The following is a 22,381-nucleotide window of genomic DNA, read 5'->3' as shown; positions in this document are numbered from 1 at the left end:
GGCACGCCCCTCTAGAAATAGATCGACATGATCAGGTCCTGATCGAAATCGCCGAAACCCTTGCCGAAGATGTTCATGCCGCCAGGATTGTCGGCCTTTTCGTCGATGCCGATGCGGAAGCGGATCGAGTGGTGATCGGCGATACCAAGCGAGGCAATAGTTTGCGTGGAGACCATGGCGCCGTCGATCCAGGTTCCGGTCTCGTCGATCGTCCAGGTCTTCAGCTTGCCATATTGAGAGCCCGAGAGCTTCCACCAGGCCGGCGAATACATCCCGCGACGGTCACCGAAATCGCCGGGAGAAGTCCAGTGTCCGGCCTTGATACCATTGACCCAGATCGAGATGTCGGACGGCCAGTTGGCGTTGGTAGCCGGCGTTTCGGAGCTGAGTTCGGCTGAGAACTCCACCTTGCGGATCTTCTTGCCGGAGACCTTGGCGTTGTTCGGAAACTTATATTCCACATAACCGCGGGTGAACCAGAGCAATGCCGCCTGCATGCGCTGCGGGTCGAGGAATACCTCCTGCACATCGAGCATGCCGATGACGTTGTTGACCGAACAGAGGCCGCAGGGCGCACCCACCTCGAACTCGGTGAAGAGGCCGATCGGCATGCTGACGGTGACCACGTCCTCGCTCGCCTTGGTGCCATTGGCGCCAAAGCGGATCAGGATCTCGTCATAGATGCTGGAGCAGACCTTCTGGTTGCCCTTGCTCGCCTTCATCGTCTGCGTCTGGATGAGGCCCGCCTGCTCGAGCGCCTTCAGGTTGGTCGCCGTCGTCGATTGCGGCAAGCCCATCTGCGCCGCGATGTCATTGACATTCAGCGGCCCCTTCTGGCGCAACAGGTTGAGAATCTCGATCCGCGTCGGAGACCCGAGTGCCTGGACGACATCTGCGTCCCGCATCGGATCGACGGTTAGAAGCTTAGTCTCCATATGATAATACTGGTTCTCCAGTCTTTCTTGTTGGTTTCAGCTGATATCATGGCCGCAGGCACTGTGTCGCTGCTCAAATTTTACTAGGGGCCGGTCCGCGCCTCGGGAGAACTCTCGCGGACCGGCAGGGGCCTTCTCACCTCGGCCCTGAAGCAATCTCATGCACGTCATCCCTTGATGCCGGACGAAAGCATCAGCGCCTGCGTCACGCGTTTCTGGAACAGAAGGTAGGCAAGTGCGACGGGCATCGCGGCGAGAATGGCGACCGCCATGTCGCGCGCATATTTGACGCCGAAGGCATCTCGGGTCTGCGTGATGCCGACGGTGATCGTCATTATGTCATCGGAGTTGGTGACCAGGAACGGCCAGAGGAAGGCGTTCCAAGCCATGATATAGGTGATGATCGCCAGCGCCGTGGTGATCCCCCAGTTCAAGGGCAGATAGAGCTTGAAGAGGATCTGGAATTCGCCGCAGCCATCGAGCTTGGCAGCCTCGCGCAGCTCTTTCGGTACGGAATCGAAGAACTGCTTGTAGACGATGACGACGACGGGAACGATCAGCTGCGGCAGGATGATGCCGCCCCAGGTATTGATCAGGTTCAGCTTGTGCATCAGCACGAACTGCGAAATCACCAGCGCCTGCGACGGCACCATGAAGCTTGCGAGAATGATGCCGTAAAGCAGCTTGCGGCCGGGAAAGACGATCTGCGACAGCGCATAGGCGCACATGACGCTGATCAGGATGACGACGATGGTCACCGTTACCGAGGTGACGATCGAATTCAGATACCAGGTCGGCAGCTTGGTTTCGAACAGCGCATAGTAGTAGCCCGAGAAGTTGAGCACATCGGGGATGAAAGTCGTCTTCGCCACGACCTCCTGCTCCGGCTTGATCGAGGTGACGACCGCCCAATAGATCGGGAAGGCCCACATGCAGGCGATCAGGAGCGTAAGGACGAGGAGCAGCACATTGCCGATTGTTTTTCCGGGCATCCTAGCGCTCCCTCACACGTAGCAGCTGGTACTGCAGCACCGAGACGACGACGATGATCGCGAAGAGAATGACGGCGACGGCAGAACCCGTGCCGCCGTGGTTCGAACGGAAGGCTTCGCGGTAAACGAGCTGCAACAGCACATAGGTCGAATTGAAAGGGCCGCCCTCGGTCAGCAGATAGACCTGGTCGAAGATCTTCAGCTGCAGGATCAGCTGCAGGGTCAATACCAGCGCGGTAACCGGCCAGATCAGCGGCCAGGTGATGCGCTTGAAGCATTGCCAGCGCGTCGCGCCATCCAGCATCGCCGCCTCGTAATAGTCATGCGGAATGTTGCGCAACCCGGCGATGAACAGCAGCAGGTTGAAGCCATTGGTCCACCAGACAGTCACCAGCGCCACCATCGGCATGGCCCAGATGGGATCGCGGAAGACGCTGACGCGCTTGCCGGTCACGGCTTCGATGACGAACTGCGCGATACCGAACTGCTGGTCGAGAACCCATTTCCAGATCTGGGTGACCACGGAAACGGGCAGGATATAGGGAATGAAGAAGAGTATCAGGATCAGGCTCTGCACCCAGCCTTTGAGACGCACCACCATCAGCGCCAGACCAAGTCCGATCAGCGTGTTCGGAATGACGGTGAGCACCACGAAATAGCCGGTGTTCCAGACCGAGGTGAAGAAGAGCTTCTGGTGGAACAGCTTGACGTAATTGTCGAAGCCGACCCATTGGCCCTCGCCGATCAACGGAGCGTCCGTGAAGCTGAGCGCAAACATCTTATAGACAGGATAGGCAAAGACCGTCGCATAGGCGATCATGAACGGCGCGATCATCGCCACCGCCGTCAGCGTCTTGCGCCGCTTCTCATTGTTGATCACAGGCATCTCCTTCGAAGCGAAGGCTGGCCGGAGAGAAATCTCCGGCCAGCAACGGCTTATTCCTGGCTCTTCAGCTCTTCGCGCATCTGATCGATGGCGTCGGCCGGATCGAGCTGGCCGTTGAGCGCGGGAACCACGAAGTTCTGCGTTGCCTCGTAGATCGGACCGGCGACACCGGCGAGCTTGGAGACCGGGTCGAAGACAGCGGTATCGGCAAGCTTCGCATAGGTGGCGTTCGGCTGCATTTCCTTGAATTCCTTGCTATCGGTCACCGGCTTGAAGGCGGGGATATGACCGGCGCTGGCCCAGGAGATGCTGTGCTCGTTCATCCAGGCGATGATCTGCAGCACGGCCTTGAGTTTCTCAGGCGTGATCGGCTTGCTGTCACTGTTCGGAACCGCGAAGGAATGCGAGTCCGCCCAGGTGGCCTGCGTGCCCATCAGGTTCGGGATCTCGATCGCACCCCATTCGAAGCCGAGTTCGCCCTTCTTGGCGAGGTCGGTCATCGTCGGCACCTCCCAGACGCCGTTGACATGCATCGCAGCCTTGCCGGAGGTGAAGAGAGCGATCGAGGCTTCGTAGGAGATCAGCTTCGGCGAATAGCCTGTTGAAACCCAGTTCGCCATGGCCTGCAGCGCCTTGACGCCGGCATCACCGGGCAGGATCTCGTTGCCATCCATGAACTTGGCGCCCTGCTGGGCGATCAGTGTATAGAAGACGCGCCACATCGAGCCGCCTTCGTCCGTATGCAGCGACAGCGGATATTCGACCTTGCCGGTTGCCTTGATCTTCTCCAGCGCGGAATTGAAATTGTCGAGGCCATCGAGACCCTTCGGTAGCCCGTCGTCACCGAGCAGCCCGGCTTCCTTCAGGATGTTCTTGTTGTAGTAGAGAACGATCGAGTGGACGTCGAAGGGGATGCCGTAAACCTTGTTGTCGAAGGTGCCCTGCTTCCAGGCGGCATCGACATAGTTTTCTTTCTTGATGCCGGCAGAGGCCAGTTCCTCATCGCTGAACGGCCGCAGGATGCCGGTCGGCACCGCCAGCGGATAGCGCGACATATGATAGGTCATGATATCGGACTGCTGGCCGACGGCAGCCGCCGTCTGCACCTTGGTATAGAAGGGAACGCCCCATTCCAACGTCGTCGCGTTGATCTTGATATCCGGGTGGGTGTCGTTGAATTCCTTGATCAGCGCCTTCATGCGAACGCCGTCGCCGCCGCTCAGGAAGTCCCACCAGGTCACGTCTGTCTGCGCGAATGCGGCTGCCGAGGGCAGCAAGGCTATGGCCGCCGAAACGGCAAGTTTTACCAGTTTTCTCACGTCGGTTCCTCCTCAGTAAAAGTGTTGTTCATGGGCATCTCGCGGCACGGGACGTCCGTCGCCGCAGACCTCCTCCAAGGCCTGCAGTCCCCCTTCCCGCATGTCTTCGCCGAGTTCCGGATCCGTCCGGATTTCGGTATCAGCTGAGCCTTCCGCCTTCGGCATCGAAGGCCAGCATTTCAGGCACCCTCAGCGAGAGGGTGATCTTTTCCTTGGGCTGCGGCCGGCTTTCCCGGCACTCGACCGTCATTTCGGCACCCGTTGCTGTCAGCACATGCAGATAGCCGGTACCGCCCAGTTCCTCGGTGAATTCGGCGGTCACGGGCAGCGGCAATCCGCCTTCCGTCGCGCCAAGCCCGATATGCTCCGGGCGCACGCCGACATGGACAACGGCCCCGTTTGCAACAGGCGCCCGTGTCGACAGCTCGAAGATCTTACCCGGCGCGTCGTCGAGTTCGATTGTCGCCGAACCCTGGCTGGAAGCGACGACTTTGCCCTTCAGGAAGTTCATGCCCGGCGAGCCGATGAAGCCGGCAACGAACATATTGGCGGGATCGCGGTAGAGATCGAGCGGCGCGCCGACCTGCTGCACGACACCGGCCTTGAGCACGACGATCTTGTCGGCCAGCGTCATCGCCTCGACCTGGTCGTGGGTGACATAGACCATCGTCGCGCCGATCTGCCGGTGCAGGCGGGCAATCTCCATGCGCATTTTCACGCGCAGTTCCGCGTCCAGATTGGAGAGCGGCTCATCGAACAGGAAGACGCGAGGTTCGCGCACGATCGCCCGGCCGATGGCGACGCGCTGGCGCTGGCCGCCGGAAAGCTGGCTCGGCTTGTGATTAAGATAGTCCTCGAGCCGCAGGATATCGGCCGCAGCCTTCACCTTCTGCTGGATCTCCGCCTTCGGCCGCTTGGCGATCGACAGGCTGAAGCCCATGTTTTCGAAGACCGAAAGATGCGGGTAAAGCGCATAGGACTGGAAGACCATCGCGACGCCGCGCTTCGAGGCTTCAGTATGCGTGACGTCCTCGTCTTCGATGCTGATCTTGCCGCCGCTCGTTTCCTCCAGACCGGCGATCATCCTGAGCAGCGTCGATTTTCCGCAGCCCGACGGGCCGACGAAGACCGCGAACTCGCCCTGTTCGATCTCGATATCAACGCCATGGATGACCTTGAACGAGCCGAACGACTTGCTGACGTCAGTCAGTTTGATTCCAGACATACATCCTCCCGATTGGCATTCCTACCTGGGCGGCCTACTCCGCCGCCCGGATGACAATCAGCTCACGCCGCAGCGACGGAGAGCAGGATGAAGTGATAGGACTTGGCCGGCAGCGAACCGCTGAGCTTGCCTTCATCCGTGACCTGCAGTCCGGAACCGGCCTTGGGCACGATGCGGTTCTGATCCTCGACCGAGTTGCGCGCCTTCAGGTCGTCGCCCACCATGGTGTGATGCTGGAGGATTTTCGCGCCCTTGAAGCCCTGCAGATCGACATCCAGATCCATCGCCTCGTCGAGGCTGCGGTTGATGGCGAAGACCGCGATCGTCTTGCCGTCTTCCTGCAGCACGGCCGAGAGGTCGAGATAGGGAACGTCCTGCGCCACTTCGCAATCGTAGGTCGGGCCTGACGCGGAGACGTTCAGCGCCGTCCCGCGGCCGTATTTCGAGGCGAACTGCAGCGGGTAGTAGATCGACTGGCGCCAGGCCGGGCCGCCGGCCTTGGTCAAAATCGGGGCGATGACATTCACCAGCTGCGCCATGCAGGCGATCTTGACGCGGTCTGAGCGGCGGATGAAGACGTTGATCAGCGAGGCGACGAAGATCGCGTCCTCAAGATTGTAGAGCTCTTCGAGCAGCGGTGGCGCTTCCGGCCAGTCCCAGTTCTTGTAGCGCTGGTCGTCTTCCTTGCGGTCGTGATACCAGACGTTCCACTCGTCGAAGCAGATTTTCACATCGCGCTTCGAGCGCTTCTTCGCCTTGATATAGTCGATGACGCCGCCGATGGTGACGATGTAGCGGTCGAGCTCGATCGCCTTGGCGTAGTAATTCAGCGTGTCGTTCTCTTCGTTGCCGAAATACTTGTGCAGCGAGATGTAATCGACGCTGTCATAGCTGGCTTCGAGAACCGTCGCTTCCCATTCGGGATAGGACTTCATCTTGTCGTTCGACGAGCCGCAGACCACGGTTTCGAGCGTCTTGTCGAAATATTTGAAGGCCTTGGAAACTTCGTTGGCGAGGTGGCCATATTCGGCCGCCGTCTTGTGGCCGACCTGCCAGGGACCGTCGATCTCGTTACCCAGGCACCAGATGCGGACGTTGTGCGGATCCTTGTAGCCGTGCTTGGCGCGCAGGTCGCTCCAGTAGGTGCCGCCCGGATGATTGCAATATTCGAGGAAGTTACGGGCGTCGTTCAGACCGCGCGAACCGAGGTTCATCGCCAGCATCATCTCGGTCTTGGCGAGCTTCGACCAGTCGGCGAATTCATTGACGCCCATCTGGTTGGTTTCGCGGGTCCGCCAGGCGAGATCAAGGCGCGTCGGGCGCTGGTCGCGCGGGCCGATGCCGTCTTCCCAATGATAGGCCGAAACGAAATTACCGCCCGGATAGCGCACGATCGGCATATCGAGATCGCGCACCATATCAAGAACATCGGTACGGAAGCCATCCTTATCCGCTTTTTCATGACCCGGCTCATAAATGCCGGTGTAAACGGCACGGCCCATATGCTCGAGAAATGAGCCGTAGACGCGCTTGTCGACGGTCGAGATCGTGAATTCCCTGTTCAGGGTGGCTTTAGCCCGCATCGGTGTTCCTCAAAGTTTATTGATACTGATTTTTTGCCACGCTATTCTGGGAGATTTTTTAAATCAAGCATTTTGTTTTATATCAAAAAATCAGATTTGAACGGCGATAAACGCGACCACGGTTGCGACAAAACGCCTGCATCGCTCAACTGCGGCAGAAGAGATTGCTGCAAGCCGCAACCTATGAAAGACTCCTGACAGAAACACCCTGTCGCCTCTCATTTGCGGGATTCGAACCATATGCGTTATCTCACCTGCCTGCGGTTCATCGCAGCAGTCGCCGTCGGCTGCATCGCCGCATCAGGGAATACCCTCCACGCACAGGAGCCGCAGAGTTGGCCGCAGAGCCGCAGCGACATTCCGGCAGATCCCGATATACGCTTCGGGATTCTCCCCAATGGCATGCGCTTTGCCATCATGCACAACGCCACTCCGCCGGGGCAGGCGGCGATCCGCTTCCGGATTGGTGCCGGTTCGCTAGACGAGAACGACGAGCAGCAGGGGCTGGCGCATTTTCTTGAGCACATGGCATTCAAGGGTTCGACCCATGTCCCCGAAGGCGAGATGATCCGCATCCTGCAGCGCAAGGGTCTGGCCTTCGGCCCGGATACCAACGCCAATACCGCCTATGACGAAACCGTCTACTCGCTCGATCTTCCCGAGGTCGATGCCGACACGCTCTCGACCGGTCTGATGCTGATGCGCGAAACGGCAAGCGAGCTGACGCTCGACACCGGCGCCTTCGATCGCGAGCGCGGCGTCATCCTTTCGGAAGAGCGGTTGCGCGACACGCCACAATACCGGGCGTCGATCGGCGTCACCAACCTGCTGCTCGAGGGCCAACGCGCCACCCTGCGCTCACCAATCGGCAAGATCGACATCATCAAGAATGCGCCTGTCGACCGTGTCCGCGACTTCTACAACGCCAATTACCGTCCCGACCGCGCGACATTGATGGTGGTTGGTGACGTCGATCCGGCTGCACTGGAGGCCGACATCCGCAAGCGCTTCAGCGACTGGCAGCCTCGCGGCGCTGCGGTTGCCGAACCGGATCTCGGTGCATTGAAGGCAAAGACCGAAAGCGCCGATGTGATCACGGTGCCGGGCAGTGCGACCAATGTTCAGATCATCTGGACACGCCCGTTCGATACGTCTCTCGACACCTATGCCAAGCGGCGTCAGCAACTGGTCGAGGACCTCGGTCTTCTGGTGCTGCGGCGCCGCCTTTCGACCATTGCCAGCAAACCGAACGCGCCCTTCACCAGCGCCGACGCCGGCTCGCAGGATCTGCTCGAATCCGCCCATGCGGTGATGATCGCCGCAAACGGCGATCCGGAAAAATGGCAGGCGGCGTTGAGCAGTATCGACCAGGAACAGCGCCGGCTCCTGCAGTTCGGCGTGTCCCAACCTGAACTCGACCGCGAAATCACCGAATATCGCGCCCTGCTTCAATCGGCAGCATCGGGTGCGGCGACCCGGACGAGCACCGGCATCGCCTCGACGCTCGCCTACACCGTCGATAGCGATCAGGTCTATACCTCGCCGTCCGAAGACCTGGCTCTCTTCGAACGCATGACGAAGGACATCAAGGCCGGGGAGATCAACCTAGCCCTCCCGGTCACCTTCTCCGGCAATGGCCCGCAGGTGATGCTGCTGACGCCTGCGGCTCCGAAGGGCGGCGCAGATGAGCTGCGGAAGACTTATGACGCATCGCGCGCCATCGCCGTGACGGCTCCGGTGAAGGCGGCCGATATCGCCTGGCCCTACACGGATTTCGGCGCGCCGGGCACAGTCGTCGAACGCCGCGCCGTTGACGATCTCGGCCTGACGATGGTGAAATTCGCCAACGGCGTACGGCTCACCGTCAAGCCGACGAAGCTCCGGGCCGACGAGGTTCTGGTGCGAGAAGATATCGGCCACGGCCGTATCGGCCTACCCAAGGATCAGGCCTCGGTGCTCTGGGCCTCACCGGCAGTCATTCTCTCCGGCGTCAAGGCCATGGACTATCCCGATATTCAAAGGGTGCTGGCGGCGAATGTTGTCGGCATCGATTTCTCCGTCGGCGACAGCTCGTTCCGCTTCAACGGGCAGACGCGGAGCAGCGACCTGCAGACACAGTTGCAGCTGATGGCCGCCTATACCTCGGACCCTGCATACCGGCCGGAGGTTTTCGACCGGGTCAAGCAGGCCTACCTGAACAATCTCAATCAATATGCCGCGACCCCTGGCGGCGTCATCAGCCGCGATTTCGCAGGATTTGCGCATGGCGGCGACCCCCGCTGGACTTTCCCCGGCAAGGCCGAACTCGGCTCCGCCCAGTCAGCCGAGTTCGAAAAACTTTTCAGACCGGCGGTTGCCAGCGGCCCGGTCAACATCACCATAGTCGGCGATATCACGGCCGATGAAGCAATCGCTCTGACCGCACGGACATTCGGCGCCCTGCCGCCACGCCCGGATACGGCTCCAAGCACTGCCCCGCTCAAGGTCAGCTTCCCCGCTCCGACCGCGTCGCCTATCACCGAGACGCATAGCGGCAGGCCCGACAATGCTGCAGCCATCGTCGGAGTGCCGGTCGGCGATATGCTCTCGGACCTGAAGCGGTCGTTCACCGCCAATCTCGCCGGACAGGTTATCCAGAACAGGCTGATCGACCAGTTCCGCATCGCCGAAGGCGCAAGCTACGGCGTGCAGGCCGATGTCGATCTGTCGAAGGACATTCCGGGTTTCGGCTACGCCTATATCTATGTCGATACGACGCCAGGGAAGCTTGCGCGTTTCTATGAACTCGTCGACCAGGTCACGGCCGATCTGCGGAAGAACGCTATCTCTGCCGACGAGCTCAGCCGCGCCCGCGCCCCCGTCATCGAAACAATGAAGCACCAGCAGCAAAGCAACGAATACTGGATCGAGCACCTGCAGGATGCCCAGACGGATCCCCGCGGACTGCAGCGCGTGCGCGACAACCTCAGCGGCTATAACAATGTCACCGCCGAAGACATCCGCCAGTTCGCGATCGCCTACCTGAAGCCGGAAACATTCTGGAAATTCGAGGTGCTGCCCGCAGCGGGACAGTAAAAGCGTCCGGTCGAACGGCTTGGCTGGGCGCTGTGGCAAACCACAGCCTCACCTTTGCGCGTTCGGAATTTCCGAACTTCAGAATTGGAATTTGCTGTCTAATCCGGACACTGCTTTTCGGCTACATCATTCTCATCAACCCCGGCAATGCGCCGGGCAATCGATCAACCGAAAGGATTTCGTCATGTCCAGACTTGCAAACAAGACCGCTCTCATCACCGGCGGCACCAGCGGCATCGGCCTGGAGACGGCCCGCCAGTTCATCGCCGAGGGCGCGCGCGTTGCCGTGACCGGCAGCAGCGCGGCCGGCGTCGAAAATGCCCGCAAGGAACTGGGCGACAAGGCGCTCGTGATCCAGTCCGACGCCGGAGACGTCGAGGGTCAGAAAAAGGTCGCGCAGCAGATCGAGGAAGCGTTCGGCCATCTCGACATTCTCTTCGTCAATGCCGGCGTTGCCCAGTTCGGTCCTATCGAAGGCTGGTCGGAAGCCGCTTTCGACAAGTCGATCGCGACGAATGTCAAAGGCCCCTACTTCCTGATCCAGGCGCTGCTGCCGATCTTCGCTAAGGGCGCGGCCATTGTTTTGAACACCTCGATCAACGCCCATATCGGCATGCCGAACTCGAGCGTCTACTCGCTGACCAATGGCGCGCTTCTGACGCTTGCCAAGACGATATCCGGCGAACTTGTCGGCCGTGGCATCCGCGTCAACGCCGTCAGCCCCGGCCCCATCGCCACGCCGCTCTACGGCAAGCTCGGAATGTCGGAAGCGGACTCGAAGGCGATGGCTTCGCAGGTTCAGAGCCAGATCCCGGTTGGCCGCTTCGGCGACGCCAGTGAAGTCGCCAAGACCGTCATTTTCCTCGCTTCCGACGAAGCGTCCTATATCGTCGGCAGCGAGCTGATCATCGACGGCGGCATGAGCAATCTCTGAAGACCGAACTCGTTCGAAGCGCCCTCGGTGAATGAAGCGGGCGCTTTCGAGTAGCGCGACGGCAATGATCACGCTTCGGTTGCGGTTATTCTATGTAAGACAGGAAACAATCAGCGATTAGCCGCGAATGCCGCGCTTTATATTAGCGACAAGGCATGAAATGCTTGCGTCACGGCCGTAAATCGGTTGTCCTTGGCGATGCCGTGAATGTGGGCAAGCTCGCCATGAAGAAGATTCAAGCGCGATTTCGGTTTGCGGGCGAGCGCCGTCAGGTGACGGCACTTTTCTACGATATTGTCGGCTCTACCGAGCTGTTGCTGCGAACCGAGCCCGAACAGTTCTTCCGCTCCGTTTCGGCGCTTCATCAAAGCGCGGACGCCATCATCGCCAAACATGGCGGCTTCGTTCATCAGCGGCTTGGCGATGGCGGCTGTTGCTATTTCGGCTTTCCCAATCAATCCGAAGACGCCGCCGAAAGCGCGGTTCGGGCATCACTGGAACTGGTCGGATCCCTGACCAAGCCGAAGAGCCGGACAGGGCGGCCGCTGAAACTGAGGATCGGGATCGCCACCAGTTTCGTCGTCTTCTCCGCGGAGGGCGACGAAATTGTTGGCGCTGCTCCGATACTGGCGGCCCGCCTACAGGGCGAGGCAGACCCGAATTCGGTGCTCGTGGCGGATTCGACCGTCCGCTTGACACAAACGGCTTTCGACTATGCCTTCATCCGGGAAGCCAATCTCAAGGGTTTCGACGAACCGGTCGCGCTCTGGCGTCCCAAGGACCGGCATCCGGCGGCGGCCAACGAACAGTCTATCGCCAGCGAGCGGCCGCCGCTCCGCGGCAGGACCGGTGAGCTCGCCATTCTGTCCGATGCGTGGCGTTCGGCCCTTGATGGAAGGGGCAGCTCGATCGCGCTGACCGGTGAGGCCGGCATCGGCAAATCACGCGTCGTCGATGAGTTCATCAGCAGCACAAAGACACGGCCGCAGGACCTTGCCATCCTGCAATGCGGCCGCCGTCTGGAAGGGCAGCCGCTGTTTCCATTCACGGCCTTTATCGACCGGCTTGGCGCTTCGCCCGCTCTCAGGGATGGTGGGATAGCGGCATTCAACGACACCCTGGTTCTGTCCGGGCGGCCTGTCGATAGGAAGCTGATCGAGCCGCTCGCCAATTTCACGGCCAGCTCGACGACCGCAATGTCTGGCAGTCTCCGCACATCCGATCTCTCCGGGCGCGCGTTCAGGCAGTCCGTCATCGAAGCCGCCGCGCATGTTCTCACATGCAATGCATCGGCCTCGCCGGCGCTGATCGTCTTTGAGGATGTTCATTGGGCCGACGGCATGACGCTGGGGCTTCTGGAGCGGCTTCGGGCGCTGGCCGCCGAGCAGCCGATCCTCGTGATCCAGACGTCGAGGTTATCTGGCGCACCGGCAGGCGCCACGGAAATTACCTTGTCCGGTCTTGCTTCCGATGCGGTGCGGGATCTCGTCGCCTCGATCTGGGGAAAGCCGGCGCCACCGGGATTATCAGACTTCATTCTCGACCAAAGCGATGGCATGCCGCTTTACGGCGAGGAGCTGGCCAGCTTTTTCCGATCGCGCAATACGCTGGCCGGATCGCCCGCAGAGTGGAAAAGGCAGCTGACGGAAGGCGGCGTCACGTCACTCAACGATCTGCTGGCCGCCCGGCTTGCCGGAAGCGGCTCTGCCAGGCTGACAGCCCAGATCGCCAGCGTCATCGGCCGTGAGTTCAGCCTCCCGCTGCTGATGCATCTTCTCGACAGCATTGCCCGGCAGCCGCCCGACCATCCAGTCGCGCGGCTTATTGCTGAGGGGATTATCGAGCGCGTGTCGGAGGCTCGCGACACTTTGCGGTTCCGGCATGTGCTGATGCAGGAGGCCGCTTATGGCAGCCTCCTGAAAACCGACAGGCGCCGCATCCACCGGCTGATCGCAGAACGGTTGATCGGCGAGGAAGTGCCAAGCCTGCCTGCCGCAATCGCCGCCTGGCAATGCGCCGAGGCGGGATTGCACGAAGATGCGGCCAGGTTCGCCCTGGAAGCAGCCGAGGCCAGCGTCTCGCGCTCCGCCATGAATGAAGCTGGCATTTCGATCGCACTCTGCGCGGACGAACTCAAGCGCGTAACCGCGGCACGCAACGGCCGAGCCGACTTGCGGCTCAGACTGCTGGAAGTTCAGGGCGTCGTCGCGACCGCGCTCGAAGGCGAGGGCTCGAAGGCTGCCCAGCGGGTCTATTCGCGCGCCATGCAGCTGTTGCGGACGCAGCCGCCGCCGGTCCGCGCAAGGCACTTCCCGGTTTATTGGGGCTGGTGGTTCACCGCGCCCACCGTGCTAGAGCAGCAAACCCGCGCCCGGATTCTCGTCGCCGATATGCAGGGCGTTGAAGATGACGAGACAAGACTTCAGTCTTTTCACTGCGGGTGGGCGACGAGCTTCCATGCCGGTGAGCATGAGTTCTGTCTCGACTGCGTTTCCAAGGGACTTCATCTCTACGACCCCGAGCGGGCGGTCAGGAATCGTGCCTTCTTCGGCGGGCACGATGCGAAGGTGTGTGGACTGGGCGAGAGTGCGCTTTCCTATCTCCTTCTCGGCCGGCCGCACGATAGCGAGAATGCGATCGCCACCTGCCTCGACTGGGCTGAAGCAACCAATCATGCCGGCACCATGGTGCACGCGCTCTATTATGCGATCGTCCTCAGGCGATGCCAGGACCGCTTTGACGACGTCCACGCCCTAGGCGAGCAGATGCATTCTCTGGCCGGCCGGCACGGTCTCTCGGCCAGTCAGGCCCGTGCCAACATGTATTGCGGCTGGGCCGAGCTGATGCGCTCCGCGGGGCAGCACGGCGCAGACCGCTTCCAAGACGGGCTGACGCTTCAGCAGCAGCTGGGTACCGACGATAATCTCTCCATGCATAGCGACATGCATGCGCAGGTGCTGCAGCTCACCGGCAGACCTGCCGAAGCCATGGAAGCGCTGCAAACTGCAATCGCGGCAGGAAGCGCAAGCGGCCAGCTGTTCTGGCTCGCGGAGCTCTATCGGCGGCGCGCCAATCTCAAGCGCCAGCTGCAGCACAAATCGCTCGAGGTCATCAGGGATTTCACAAAGGCAGTCCGCATCGCGGAAACACAAAAAGCTGTCTGGCTCGCCGGGCGAGCAAAACGCGATCTCGATGAATTGGCAGGGCCTTGAGCCATGGACGAGATCGCGGGCGAAGCGTTTTCGGCCATGCTTGAGAACGGGCAGATACCCTCCCCGCCGGATCCCGCCGGGACCGTCCGGCGCATCCTTGAACGAAACCGTGACTACGGGATCACCAGGCTGGGTTCGGTGACCGAACTCGACTGGATCGGCATCCCGGTGGTGCAGGTGGTGCGGCCGCGCTCGCTCTCCGTCGCGGTCAGCCAGGGCAAGGGGTTGACTGTTCCACTGGCGGCGATTTCGGGGCTGATGGAGGCTCTCGAAGGCTGGGCGTCCGAAAGGATTGATCTCACGCGCGTTTTCGAGGGAACGCTTGGGGCGCTGGACCCTCAAGGATATTGGACCCATCTTCAAGGAACAAAGGACACCGCACTATCCTGGATCGATGGCGTCGATCTGTTTTCGGGACAGGCAATGCCGGTTCCGCTTGGCCTCGTCGATTCCGCCTACACCTTTCCATCGCCGCATCCGGCCTGGATGCCTCGGGACACGACGGGCCTTGCAGCCGGGACAAGCCTCGAAGGTGCCGTTGCGCATGCGTGCCTCGAATGTCTTGAGCGTCACGCGCGATGCGAGGCGATGGCCACGCCGCATTTCTTCGATCGCTATCAGGTCGACGCGCGCTCCGTTCAAGCCGGCAAGGCTTCGGAAGTTCTGCGCCGCCTGTCCGGGACCGGCTTCATCATCGGCATCTGGAAAATTCCGGCGCCGCACGATCTGCCTGTCTATTGGTGTCATGTGATGGAGGACGTCGGTAGGGCTCCATTCGCGCCGTTACCCGCAGAAGGCTTCGGATGCGCGCTTGCCGACGACGCGGCCCTGACATCCGCCCTGCTCGAGGCCTGCCAATCGCGGCTTGGCGTGATCTCCGCCGCACGGGACGATATCAGCGCTGAACTTTACGGCTATCCTGACGAGGCAGAACTCGGGGAGTGGCGCGGGCAGCTCTCCCGTGGCGGGAGCGCTTTTGCCGAAACCGGCAGGCCTGAACAAGATCGCCCGCTCCGGCGGATCGGGCGCGCCCTTCGGCACGCCGGTGCAAGAGCAGCCATCCTGGTCCGCCTTCATGCGGATGAGACGATCCCCCTTCATGTGGTCCGGGTCATCACGCCACCGCTACAGACGAACCCGGAGGCCGATGTTGGGCGCTGATATCGTTGTCTTCCTCGGCCCATCATTGGATGCGATCGAGGCGCAAACACATCTCGATGCAGTCTACGAACCTCCGGCAGGCGGCGGCGACATCATCAGAGCCGTGATCAGGCACGCTCCGGCTGCGATCGCGATCATCGACGGCGTCTTTGCGCAGGCGCCCGGCGTGCGCCATCAGGAGATCCTGTGGGCGATGTCGAAGGGCGTAAGCGTCTATGGCGCGGCCAGCATCGGCGCCCTGCGTGCCGCCGAACTCGCAGGCGAAGGCATGATAGGGCATGGCATGATCTATCGTTGGTACCGGCGGTTTCCGCTTGCCGACGATGCCGATGTCGCCGTGCCGATGGCACCCACCGAACTTGGCTCGCGAAGGCTGGGGGAGGCCATGATCGACATCCGGCTAACGCTGAAGCAGGCGCAACGGGAGGGTGTGATAGAAGCATCCCTCCGGCTCCAACTTGAAGCGGTCGCGCGCACGCTTCATTTCCGCAACCGGTCGTTCGCAAACCTCATCGCAGCCGCACAAAACCATCTGGGGCTGACAAGCGAAATAGCGCCCTTGAAGAATTGGCTGAAGACCCGAGCAATCAGCCGGAAGAAGAAAGACGCGATTTCTCTCCTAAACTATTTGAAATGCCAGAGAAAAATAGGCTTAGAAACACCCATTCATTGCCATTTTGAGCTTACGGAAGCCTTCGCTTACGATATGGAGTCATGCAACTTACTCGATAATCTCTTGCCGAAACTACAGTTTCCCTGATATAAAGCCGCCTGTTGCTTGCTGTAAACAGAAGCGACGGAGGCAGCCTTGGATGCCGTTACTCACCCGAAGAACGCAGATCATCTGGCAGCCGTAGCGCAGCCATTGGGGACACGCTTCCTCATTTTCCCGCAGCCTCCCTACATCCCTGGGTATGAGAAGCCCGAAGTCGTGTGGATCGGCCCGTCCGCCGGTCCCGTTATCGCGGGGCCTTCCGACAAGCGCATGTATGTAGTCAGCCCGGCCGAGGAGAAGATCCCGTATCTGGCGCCGGATATTCCTCCCTATCCTGGGCTTTTGCTGCCGCCGGTTGAGCCCGGCCCCGACGGACATTTCGATCATATCGGTCCAGACTCACCGCAATTTCTCTCGACGCACAGCTATGCCTGTGCCCGCCGTGTTCTCGATATCTGCGAGAGCTATGCCGGGCATGCCATCGGCTGGTTCTTCGAGCCGACGCTTGAACGGCTGGAGATCGTCCCGCGCATCGCCCATTGGGAAAACGCACAATCCGGCTTCGGCTTCCTGGAATTGGGAGAAGAACAACCGGAGACCCCGGCATCCTGCTTCGCGCTGAATTTCGACGCCGTTGCCCATGAAATGGGGCATCTCGTGCTACTCAGTGAACTCGGCATTCTCCAAGGCGACGGGCGCGGCAGTGATTTCTTCTCCTATCACGAGGCGGTCGCCGACGTGATATCACTGCTCGGCCTGCTGCAATTCGATACGGCGGTCGATCGCCTGCTGCGCCGGACCGGCGGAAACCTGCTCGTGCACAACGAGCTCGACCGTTTCGCCGAGCTTAGCGCCGAAAAGCAGCTGCGATCCTTCAACAACGCGCTTCGTCTCAGCGACGTCAGCAACGAGGTGCACGACAGGTCGAAGCCGTTTGCCGCCGGCATTTTCGACTGTCTGATCGAGGTGTATCAATCGCTGCTCTTCGAACGCGGATTGTCGAAGATCGATCCGCGCCGCTACAGCGACCTTCGCCAGCAGATGGCGCCGGCTCTGATCGAAGAAGCGCTGCGCAACGCAAGCCGATCCGCCGATCTGAACCATTTCGCCACCAAAGCCGCCCTGCAGGAAGCTCGCGACATTGTCGGCGAGGCTCTGATCGGCTCGTGGCACGATCTCGAACCCGACAGCGTGACATTCCAAAATGCCGCCGGGGCATTCCTCGAGACCGCATGGCAGGGCCGCGGCTCCGCCTATATCGACCAACTGGAAGATTGCATGAGGTGGCGTGAAATCCTTTGACAACCTGAGGGGGACGCATCGATGACATATGAGAGCATTCCAGCACCGCCATTGGCCGGATCCCAGTATAGCGCGGACGAGATTATCCTCTACGGCGTGGATCTGAACGACGGCAAACACATTGCCCATATGGACGCCGGGCTTGGCGGCAACGCGGATTTGCAAATCAAACTCGACAGCAAGGTCGGGATCACCGGCTTCACCGTTCTTACCTACGGATACGCTTTTGAAGGCCACTGCTACAGGCTGGATACAACCAGAATATTCATCATCACTGGCCCGAATGCAGAACCTGCCGTCGGCTGTGGCTTCGACGGGCTGGGTTACAAGATGTGGCGGATTACCGCGTCGACGAAACTTCTGGAAGTCTCCACGGCGCTCGGCGATGCGCAGGAACTCATCCTTGACGCTCAACTTCCGGGCAAAAGATCTCCGAGTTCCTATGCGATCACGCTCAGGATGGCGCACCGCGGTGGGCGCTTGAGCAACGACTAGCGGAAACCATGAGAGGACATGAAAATGCCTTGCGAAGTGACAGTCATTTTCACCGAGGATTTCGACACTGTTACCGTCAGCGATGGTCACGTTCCGTATGTCGTCACCATCGGCAAAGACAGAGTCCCTGTCGAAGACCTGCCGGTAAAATCAGGCTTTTCCTTCAAGATCTCAGTGACGCTTTACGATGGCACCACACAGATCTTCATCGAGAGCACAAAAAAGAAGAAGGGCTCGGGCAAGATTGTGGAAGACATTGCCGTGTACCAGATACCTGCCGAGAGCGCACCGAACGGCGAAATCAAATATCCCAAACCGGCCGCGATCGCCGGAGCTAGACTTGACGATCTCGATGCGGCGGTCGTTCGGCTGGAGCAAAGACTTGGCGGCGGTGGTTGACGATAGCGCAGTTGCGTGAGGTGGCCTCAGCGCAAACCGGACGGCCCTGACGAGGTGCCCAGCGCGCCCTGTTCACACCAGACTACTGCCGAGCTTCAAGGCCGGATCCTGCCATATCCGGAAGCCCCCTTTGAAGGCGTTTTCGTTGTCGCCGCGGCGGCAGTTTTCCGGCATGTCCTTGATCTTGTCGACATTGCCGCCGCCGATGACGATATAGTCAGGCTGCAGGGCAGCCCGCAGGCGCTCGGCGACATCGGCCACGGACTTCCGCCATTTGGCCTTTCCGTCCGCCTCAAGGCCGCGGAGGCCGACATAGTCCTCGAAGGTCTTTTTCTTTTTGTAGGGGAGATGCGCCAGTTCCATCGGCAGACAGACGCTGTCGGCGACCATCGCCGCGCCCAGCCCGGTGCCCAACCCGAGAAACAGCATGCGCCCGCCCTCGTAGCTGCCGATCGCCTGCATGAGGGCGTCGTTGACCAGCTTCAGCGGCTTGCCAAAGGCCTTTTCGAAATCGTAGTCCTTCCATCCGGCCGCAAGATTGTGCGGGTCAAGCGAAGGCTTGTTGTCCGAGACAGGACCGGGATAGCCCATGCCGATGACATCGTAATTCCAGCCCTCCGCCATCTCGCGCACGGCCTTCACCATCTTGTCGGGCGACATATCAGGCCCCGAAACGACCGCGCGTTTTTCGCCGCCGGTGCTCAGGTGGACCTTCACATGTGAGCCGCCGAGATCGATGGCGAGCACCGTTTGTGCGGTCTGAGGCGTTTCGGCAGCATTGTTGGGCGTGTCCATGAGGAAATCCTGCTTCTTCCGACGGAGTTGGTTTGAAAAGGTGCGGTGCGTTTAGCATTCGGGCTAGTGCGTGGTGACCTCGATCCTGAAATCACGGCCCTCCCAGCTGTTGCGGTCCTTCCAGAAAATCGTGAAGGAGATCGCCGATCCCGCCGGGAAAGCGGCGGTCGGCACGTCGGCGAGGTGCGTGCCCATCGAACTATCGGCCGTATCGATATCCTGCGTCGTTTTCCAGCCGTCGGCAGACCAATGGATCAAGGCCGGCTCGAACAGTTCGAAGCGCAGCAACCGGCCCGACGGCACATAGTCGGTCGTCGAATTCGTTCGCCAGACCCACGGCGCCGGTGCCGGCTTGCCCTGCACATAGCGCTTCAGCGTCTGCGGCGGCATGTCGAACACCGCCCCATCCTTCAGCGATCGCAACAACTTGATATGTTCGGCATGCGCCCAGACGAGCGGCATGGCGCTTCCCGAGGGACGGCCGAGGAATAGCTCTTTGTCGGCAATGTCCGCCTCGTCCCAGATCTGCTCCGGCAGCAATCCGCCATCGCTTGCCGATGCTTCCAGCGTTGCGAGCAACCGCGCCGCCTCATCTTTTCTTCCGGCCGCAATTTCGAAATGCGCCCGCTCGCCTGTCAGAAGCGGCCAGAGGCGGCCGATACCCGCGCCGTCAAACGGCGAACCATCTTCCTTTTCGCCGTAGCCGTCCTCGTTGTAGCGATACCAGTAGGGCCCGGCGGGAAGATCGCGCTTTAGCAGCGAGTCGATCGCCTTCACGGTGTTGACGATCCGCGGATCGTCCGCCGCCCGCAAACCGAAACGCACCAGCGCCAGCGCATCGGGGCTGACGAGCAGTCCCGATTCCAGAGTCATCCCGGCATTGTCGCGGTTCTTGATCGGCACCAGTGCCGGTGATCGCGCATGACCTTCGCCGGTGAAACTGCCGATCCGCATGTAGTAACCGTCGATGCCGAGGCTTTGCGACAGCGCCGTGTTCCTCGCATACGTCCAGCTTTCGATCTGCTCGTTCCAGCTGTCTGCGACTTCCCTCAGATAGCGCGCCAGATCGCGGTCCGATGCAGCGTCCATGGCGTCCGCAGCGGCCAGCAGCCCGGCGATCTCGACCGCGAGCGTGAAAGGCGAGAAGCCGCCATCTTCCTCCCACCGGTCCTGCTGGGTTGCCGGGCCGTTGCGGACGACGTATCGGGCCGCGGCCCTGACCATGCCCTGATAGCGCCCGGCATCGGATGGACCAATGACCTTAGCTCTGAGCAGCATGTCATAGAGCAGGATCGGAAAGGCGGTCTCGTCCATCTGGATACCCTTCCAGTAGGGCCGCCCGTCGAGCCAGGAATTCTGCACCCAATGGCCGTCGGCCTCCTGGGTCGCGACCAGATAGTCGAGAACCTCGAGCGCATCGGCATGCGCGCCGGCCGCGAGCAGCCCGCCTGCCGTTTCGACGAGATCGCGCGTCCAGACAAGATGATATCCGCCAAGATCATCATCGCCTTTCGACGAGCCCCAGGGAATGGAGAGGCTGGCAATGATTGCGCCCGAGGCATCGTCACGATGGGTGGCGAGGACGGCGGTGCTGACGCGGTAGCGGTTGAGTTCGCGCGGATCATGCGGCTCATCGAGAGGCCGCAGACCGCTCTGCCATGTGCGCCATCCGGTCTTGTAGGCTTTGAGTGCGGGCTCGATGCCCTGCTGCAGGCTGAGCAACACCCGGAAGGCCGCCTCTTCCGGCTGCGTTCCGAAGCCGAGCGCGATCAGCGCCCGGCCCCCGGTCTGCGACAGATCGAGCGTCCCGCCGAGTGCCACATTGCCGTCTTCGGCGCGTTGATACTCCTGCCGCAGCCCCTCGCCGCGCGACAATGTCTGCCAGGCATCGGAAAAGCCGACGAAACCGGCCGAACGGGCAAGCCACGGCACCGACGAGGCAACGGCCAGCGACCGGCCTGTCCCATAGGCGAAGAGCATCGGATGCCCCTTGAAATCGTCGTACCAACCCGTGTTGTTGGCGCCGCCATTGACGAGATGCGGCGATATGATTGCGTGAAGCTGGTAATCGGAGAGCGTACCGACCAGTGCCTCGAACTGGATCTCCTGCAGCACGACTTCGCGGTCGGGATCAGAAAGGATCGTCTTGGTGATCCGGTAGCGCCCGTCCTTCGCCGTGTTGATCAGCCGGAATGCCGGAACGCCGTCCTCCAGCGTCTCGACGACATGATCGGCGTCACGCTTTTCCTCGGAGAAATAGTCCTTCGCAGTGACGGCGAAGCCGAAATCGCGGATGCTCGCCTGATCGAGCCGCGGCGCGTAGACCTCGTTGAGGATACCGTGGCTGGCGGTGAACCAGACCTGACCGGCTTCCCCGGGCGCGCGCCCGACGGCGGACTTGTCGCTCGATGTCCAGCGCGGCAGAATTCCGGGTGCCCCCGGCGGCGTGGTCGGCTGCGTCAATGGTCTGATCCTTCGTTCGCGCTTCAGGCAAGGACCGCTCCGCATCCTGAGAAAGGACGCGCGAGTGCAGGCTCAGCAAAGCACCTGAAACGGGACCTGTCGAGGACAGAGTGAACGGCGAAGTCGTGATGGCGGCAAGGTGACGCGGCGAATGTCAGCCGGCAGGTGCGAATTGGCTCATGGCGCCGAGATAGGGTTTCGGCAACGGCGAGGCATAGGAGCCGCGCTTGCTGGTCGACAAACCGAGCGAAACCAGCGCTTCGGCCTGCTTGACTGCGGCCGCAACACCATCGACGACGGGCACGCCGTAATGCGCCTGCAGCTCGCGGGCGAGATCGGTCATGCCGGCGCAGCCAAGCACGATCGCCTCGGCGCCGTCCTCTGCAAGGGCGCGTTCAATCTCGGCCCGCAGCTTGCCGATCGCCCCGGATGCCTCGTTCTCCAGTTCGAGAACCGGAATGTCGGAGGCCCGCACCTTGGCACGGTCGCCCATGCCATAGCGGCGAACCAGATTGTCGATCAGCACCCGCGAACGCTCCAGCGTGGTGACCACAGTGAAGCGCTGGGCCAGAAAACCGGCGGTGGCAACCGCGGATTCGCAGAGACCGAGCACCGGTACGTCGCAGAAGCTTCGAGCCGCCTCCAGCCCGGTGTCGTCGAAGCAGGCGATGATGGCGGCATCGTAACCTTCCGCGCGCCTGTCGCTCAGCTCCGCGAGCAGCCCCGGCAGCGCTATGGCGCCGTCATAGTGGCCCTCGATCGACACAGGCCCCATGCGCGACGTCGCGGCGATGATCTCCGTGCCTGAAGCGGCGACCGCGCGCGCGGCGATCGCGGCCTTCTCCGTCATCGAGGCCGTGGTATTCGGATTTACCAATAGTATGCGCATC

Annotated in this window: 17 protein-coding genes; 8 read left to right on the top strand and 9 right to left on the bottom strand. The window is 61.1% G+C overall.

The features are described from left to right. Positions 1 to 11: 11 nt before the first annotated feature. The 6 genes from AB4Z25_RS16415 to arfA all read right to left on the bottom strand — a co-directional run bounded on the left by AB4Z25_RS16415 (position 12) and on the right by arfA (position 6,940). Positions 12 to 935, bottom strand: a complete 924-nt coding sequence (locus AB4Z25_RS16415; RefSeq protein WP_112388666.1) for an ArsR/SmtB family transcription factor — start codon at positions 933 to 935, stop codon at positions 12 to 14. A 167-nt stretch (positions 936 to 1,102) separates the two neighbouring features. Continuing rightward, positions 1,103 to 1,927 carry a carbohydrate ABC transporter permease gene (locus tag AB4Z25_RS16410; RefSeq protein WP_442208539.1) on the bottom strand — a complete coding sequence of 275 codons (825 nt, stop codon included), beginning with the start codon at positions 1,925 to 1,927 and terminating at the stop codon, positions 1,103 to 1,105. Position 1,928: 1 nt separating this feature from the next. Further along, the gene (locus AB4Z25_RS16405) at positions 1,929 to 2,813 is read right to left on the bottom strand and encodes a carbohydrate ABC transporter permease (protein WP_442208538.1); all 885 of its coding nucleotides are present in this window, start codon (positions 2,811 to 2,813) and stop codon (positions 1,929 to 1,931) included. Positions 2,814 to 2,863: 50 nt separating this feature from the next. Next, positions 2,864 to 4,132 (bottom strand): ABC transporter substrate-binding protein, encoded by a 1,269-nt coding sequence (locus AB4Z25_RS16400; RefSeq protein WP_442208537.1) that lies wholly within the window; start codon positions 4,130 to 4,132, stop codon positions 2,864 to 2,866. A gap of 139 nt (positions 4,133 to 4,271) precedes the next feature. Continuing rightward, positions 4,272 to 5,357 (bottom strand): ABC transporter ATP-binding protein, encoded by a 1,086-nt coding sequence (locus tag AB4Z25_RS16395; protein ID WP_442208536.1) that lies wholly within the window; start codon positions 5,355 to 5,357, stop codon positions 4,272 to 4,274. Between the two features lie 62 nt (positions 5,358 to 5,419). Beyond that, positions 5,420 to 6,940 carry an arabinosylfuranosidase ArfA gene (gene arfA / locus AB4Z25_RS16390; protein WP_112514521.1) on the bottom strand — a complete coding sequence of 507 codons (1,521 nt, stop codon included), beginning with the start codon at positions 6,938 to 6,940 and terminating at the stop codon, positions 5,420 to 5,422. Positions 6,941 to 7,180: 240 nt separating this feature from the next. Between arfA and AB4Z25_RS16385 the strand changes: the two genes are divergently transcribed. The 8 genes from AB4Z25_RS16385 to AB4Z25_RS16350 all read left to right on the top strand — a co-directional run bounded on the left by AB4Z25_RS16385 (position 7,181) and on the right by AB4Z25_RS16350 (position 18,233). Further along, positions 7,181 to 10,015, top strand: a complete 2,835-nt coding sequence (locus tag AB4Z25_RS16385; protein WP_442208535.1) for a M16 family metallopeptidase — start codon at positions 7,181 to 7,183, stop codon at positions 10,013 to 10,015. Positions 10,016 to 10,199: 184 nt separating this feature from the next. Continuing rightward, positions 10,200 to 10,949, top strand: coding sequence for an SDR family oxidoreductase (locus tag AB4Z25_RS16380; protein WP_442208534.1), 750 nt, complete (start codon positions 10,200 to 10,202; stop codon positions 10,947 to 10,949). A 224-nt stretch (positions 10,950 to 11,173) separates the two neighbouring features. Continuing rightward, a complete protein-coding gene (locus AB4Z25_RS16375; protein WP_442208533.1) occupies positions 11,174 to 14,161 on the top strand; it encodes an ATP-binding protein in 2,988 nt (995 codons plus the stop codon). A gap of 3 nt (positions 14,162 to 14,164) precedes the next feature. Then, the gene (locus AB4Z25_RS16370; RefSeq protein WP_442208532.1) at positions 14,165 to 15,322 is read left to right on the top strand and encodes a YcaO-like family protein; all 1,158 of its coding nucleotides are present in this window, start codon (positions 14,165 to 14,167) and stop codon (positions 15,320 to 15,322) included. Further along, entirely contained in the window at positions 15,309 to 16,082 is a 774-nt protein-coding gene (locus tag AB4Z25_RS16365) for a TfuA-like protein (RefSeq protein WP_442208531.1), read from the top strand. Before AB4Z25_RS16370 ends, AB4Z25_RS16365 begins: the two co-directional genes overlap by 14 nt. Positions 16,083 to 16,130: 48 nt before the next feature. After that, on the top strand, positions 16,131 to 17,339 hold the full coding sequence (locus tag AB4Z25_RS16360; RefSeq protein ID WP_442208530.1) for a hypothetical protein: 1,209 nt from the start codon (positions 16,131 to 16,133) through the stop codon (positions 17,337 to 17,339). A 21-nt stretch (positions 17,340 to 17,360) separates the two neighbouring features. Next, the gene (locus AB4Z25_RS16355) at positions 17,361 to 17,834 is read left to right on the top strand and encodes a hypothetical protein (protein WP_442208529.1); all 474 of its coding nucleotides are present in this window, start codon (positions 17,361 to 17,363) and stop codon (positions 17,832 to 17,834) included. A gap of 18 nt (positions 17,835 to 17,852) precedes the next feature. After that, on the top strand, positions 17,853 to 18,233 hold the full coding sequence (locus tag AB4Z25_RS16350; protein WP_442208528.1) for a hypothetical protein: 381 nt from the start codon (positions 17,853 to 17,855) through the stop codon (positions 18,231 to 18,233). Positions 18,234 to 18,305: 72 nt separating this feature from the next. On the opposite strand, the gene AB4Z25_RS16345 is transcribed toward AB4Z25_RS16350, so the two are convergent. The 3 genes from AB4Z25_RS16345 to AB4Z25_RS16335 form a co-directional block, all read right to left on the bottom strand. Next, complete coding sequence (locus AB4Z25_RS16345; protein WP_442208527.1) at positions 18,306 to 19,028, bottom strand: ROK family protein; 723 nt, start codon at positions 19,026 to 19,028, stop codon at positions 18,306 to 18,308. Positions 19,029 to 19,091: 63 nt separating this feature from the next. Beyond that, positions 19,092 to 21,536 (bottom strand): glucan 1,4-alpha-glucosidase, encoded by a 2,445-nt coding sequence (locus tag AB4Z25_RS16340; protein WP_442208526.1) that lies wholly within the window; start codon positions 21,534 to 21,536, stop codon positions 19,092 to 19,094. Between the two features lie 109 nt (positions 21,537 to 21,645). Then, complete coding sequence (locus AB4Z25_RS16335) at positions 21,646 to 22,380, bottom strand: aspartate/glutamate racemase family protein (RefSeq protein ID WP_442208525.1); 735 nt, start codon at positions 22,378 to 22,380, stop codon at positions 21,646 to 21,648. Position 22,381: the final 1 nt, after the last annotated feature.

The sequence above is a fragment of the Rhizobium sp. RAF36 genome (genome assembly GCF_052114105.1).
In the GTDB taxonomy this organism is placed as follows: domain Bacteria; phylum Pseudomonadota; class Alphaproteobacteria; order Rhizobiales; family Rhizobiaceae; genus Rhizobium.
Note: the sequence above shows the minus strand (reverse complement) of the source record. Positions and strands in the feature narration are given on the sequence as shown.

Bases quoted from the DNA above. Each gene is read 5' to 3' on its own strand.
- AB4Z25_RS16415 (WP_112388666.1), bottom strand. From the start codon at position 935: ATGGAGACTAAGCTTCTAACCGTCGATCCGATGCGGGACGCAGATGTC.
- AB4Z25_RS16410 (WP_442208539.1), bottom strand. From the start codon at position 1,927: ATGCCCGGAAAAACAATCGGCAATGTGCTGCTCCTCGTCCTTACGCTC.
- AB4Z25_RS16405 (WP_442208538.1), bottom strand. From the start codon at position 2,813: ATGCCTGTGATCAACAATGAGAAGCGGCGCAAGACGCTGACGGCGGTG.
- AB4Z25_RS16395 (WP_442208536.1), bottom strand. From the start codon at position 5,357: ATGTCTGGAATCAAACTGACTGACGTCAGCAAGTCGTTCGGCTCGTTC.
- arfA (WP_112514521.1), bottom strand. From the start codon at position 6,940: ATGCGGGCTAAAGCCACCCTGAACAGGGAATTCACGATCTCGACCGTC.
- AB4Z25_RS16385 (WP_442208535.1), top strand. From the start codon at position 7,181: ATGCGTTATCTCACCTGCCTGCGGTTCATCGCAGCAGTCGCCGTCGGC.
- AB4Z25_RS16380 (WP_442208534.1), top strand. From the start codon at position 10,200: ATGTCCAGACTTGCAAACAAGACCGCTCTCATCACCGGCGGCACCAGC.
- AB4Z25_RS16375 (WP_442208533.1), top strand. From the start codon at position 11,174: ATGAAGAAGATTCAAGCGCGATTTCGGTTTGCGGGCGAGCGCCGTCAG.
- AB4Z25_RS16370 (WP_442208532.1), top strand. From the start codon at position 14,165: ATGGACGAGATCGCGGGCGAAGCGTTTTCGGCCATGCTTGAGAACGGG.
- AB4Z25_RS16365 (WP_442208531.1), top strand. From the start codon at position 15,309: ATGTTGGGCGCTGATATCGTTGTCTTCCTCGGCCCATCATTGGATGCG.
- AB4Z25_RS16355 (WP_442208529.1), top strand. From the start codon at position 17,361: ATGACATATGAGAGCATTCCAGCACCGCCATTGGCCGGATCCCAGTAT.
- AB4Z25_RS16350 (WP_442208528.1), top strand. From the start codon at position 17,853: ATGAAAATGCCTTGCGAAGTGACAGTCATTTTCACCGAGGATTTCGAC.
- AB4Z25_RS16345 (WP_442208527.1), bottom strand. From the start codon at position 19,028: ATGGACACGCCCAACAATGCTGCCGAAACGCCTCAGACCGCACAAACG.
- AB4Z25_RS16340 (WP_442208526.1), bottom strand. From the start codon at position 21,536: ATGCGGAGCGGTCCTTGCCTGAAGCGCGAACGAAGGATCAGACCATTG.
- AB4Z25_RS16335 (WP_442208525.1), bottom strand. From the start codon at position 22,380: ATGCGCATACTATTGGTAAATCCGAATACCACGGCCTCGATGACGGAG.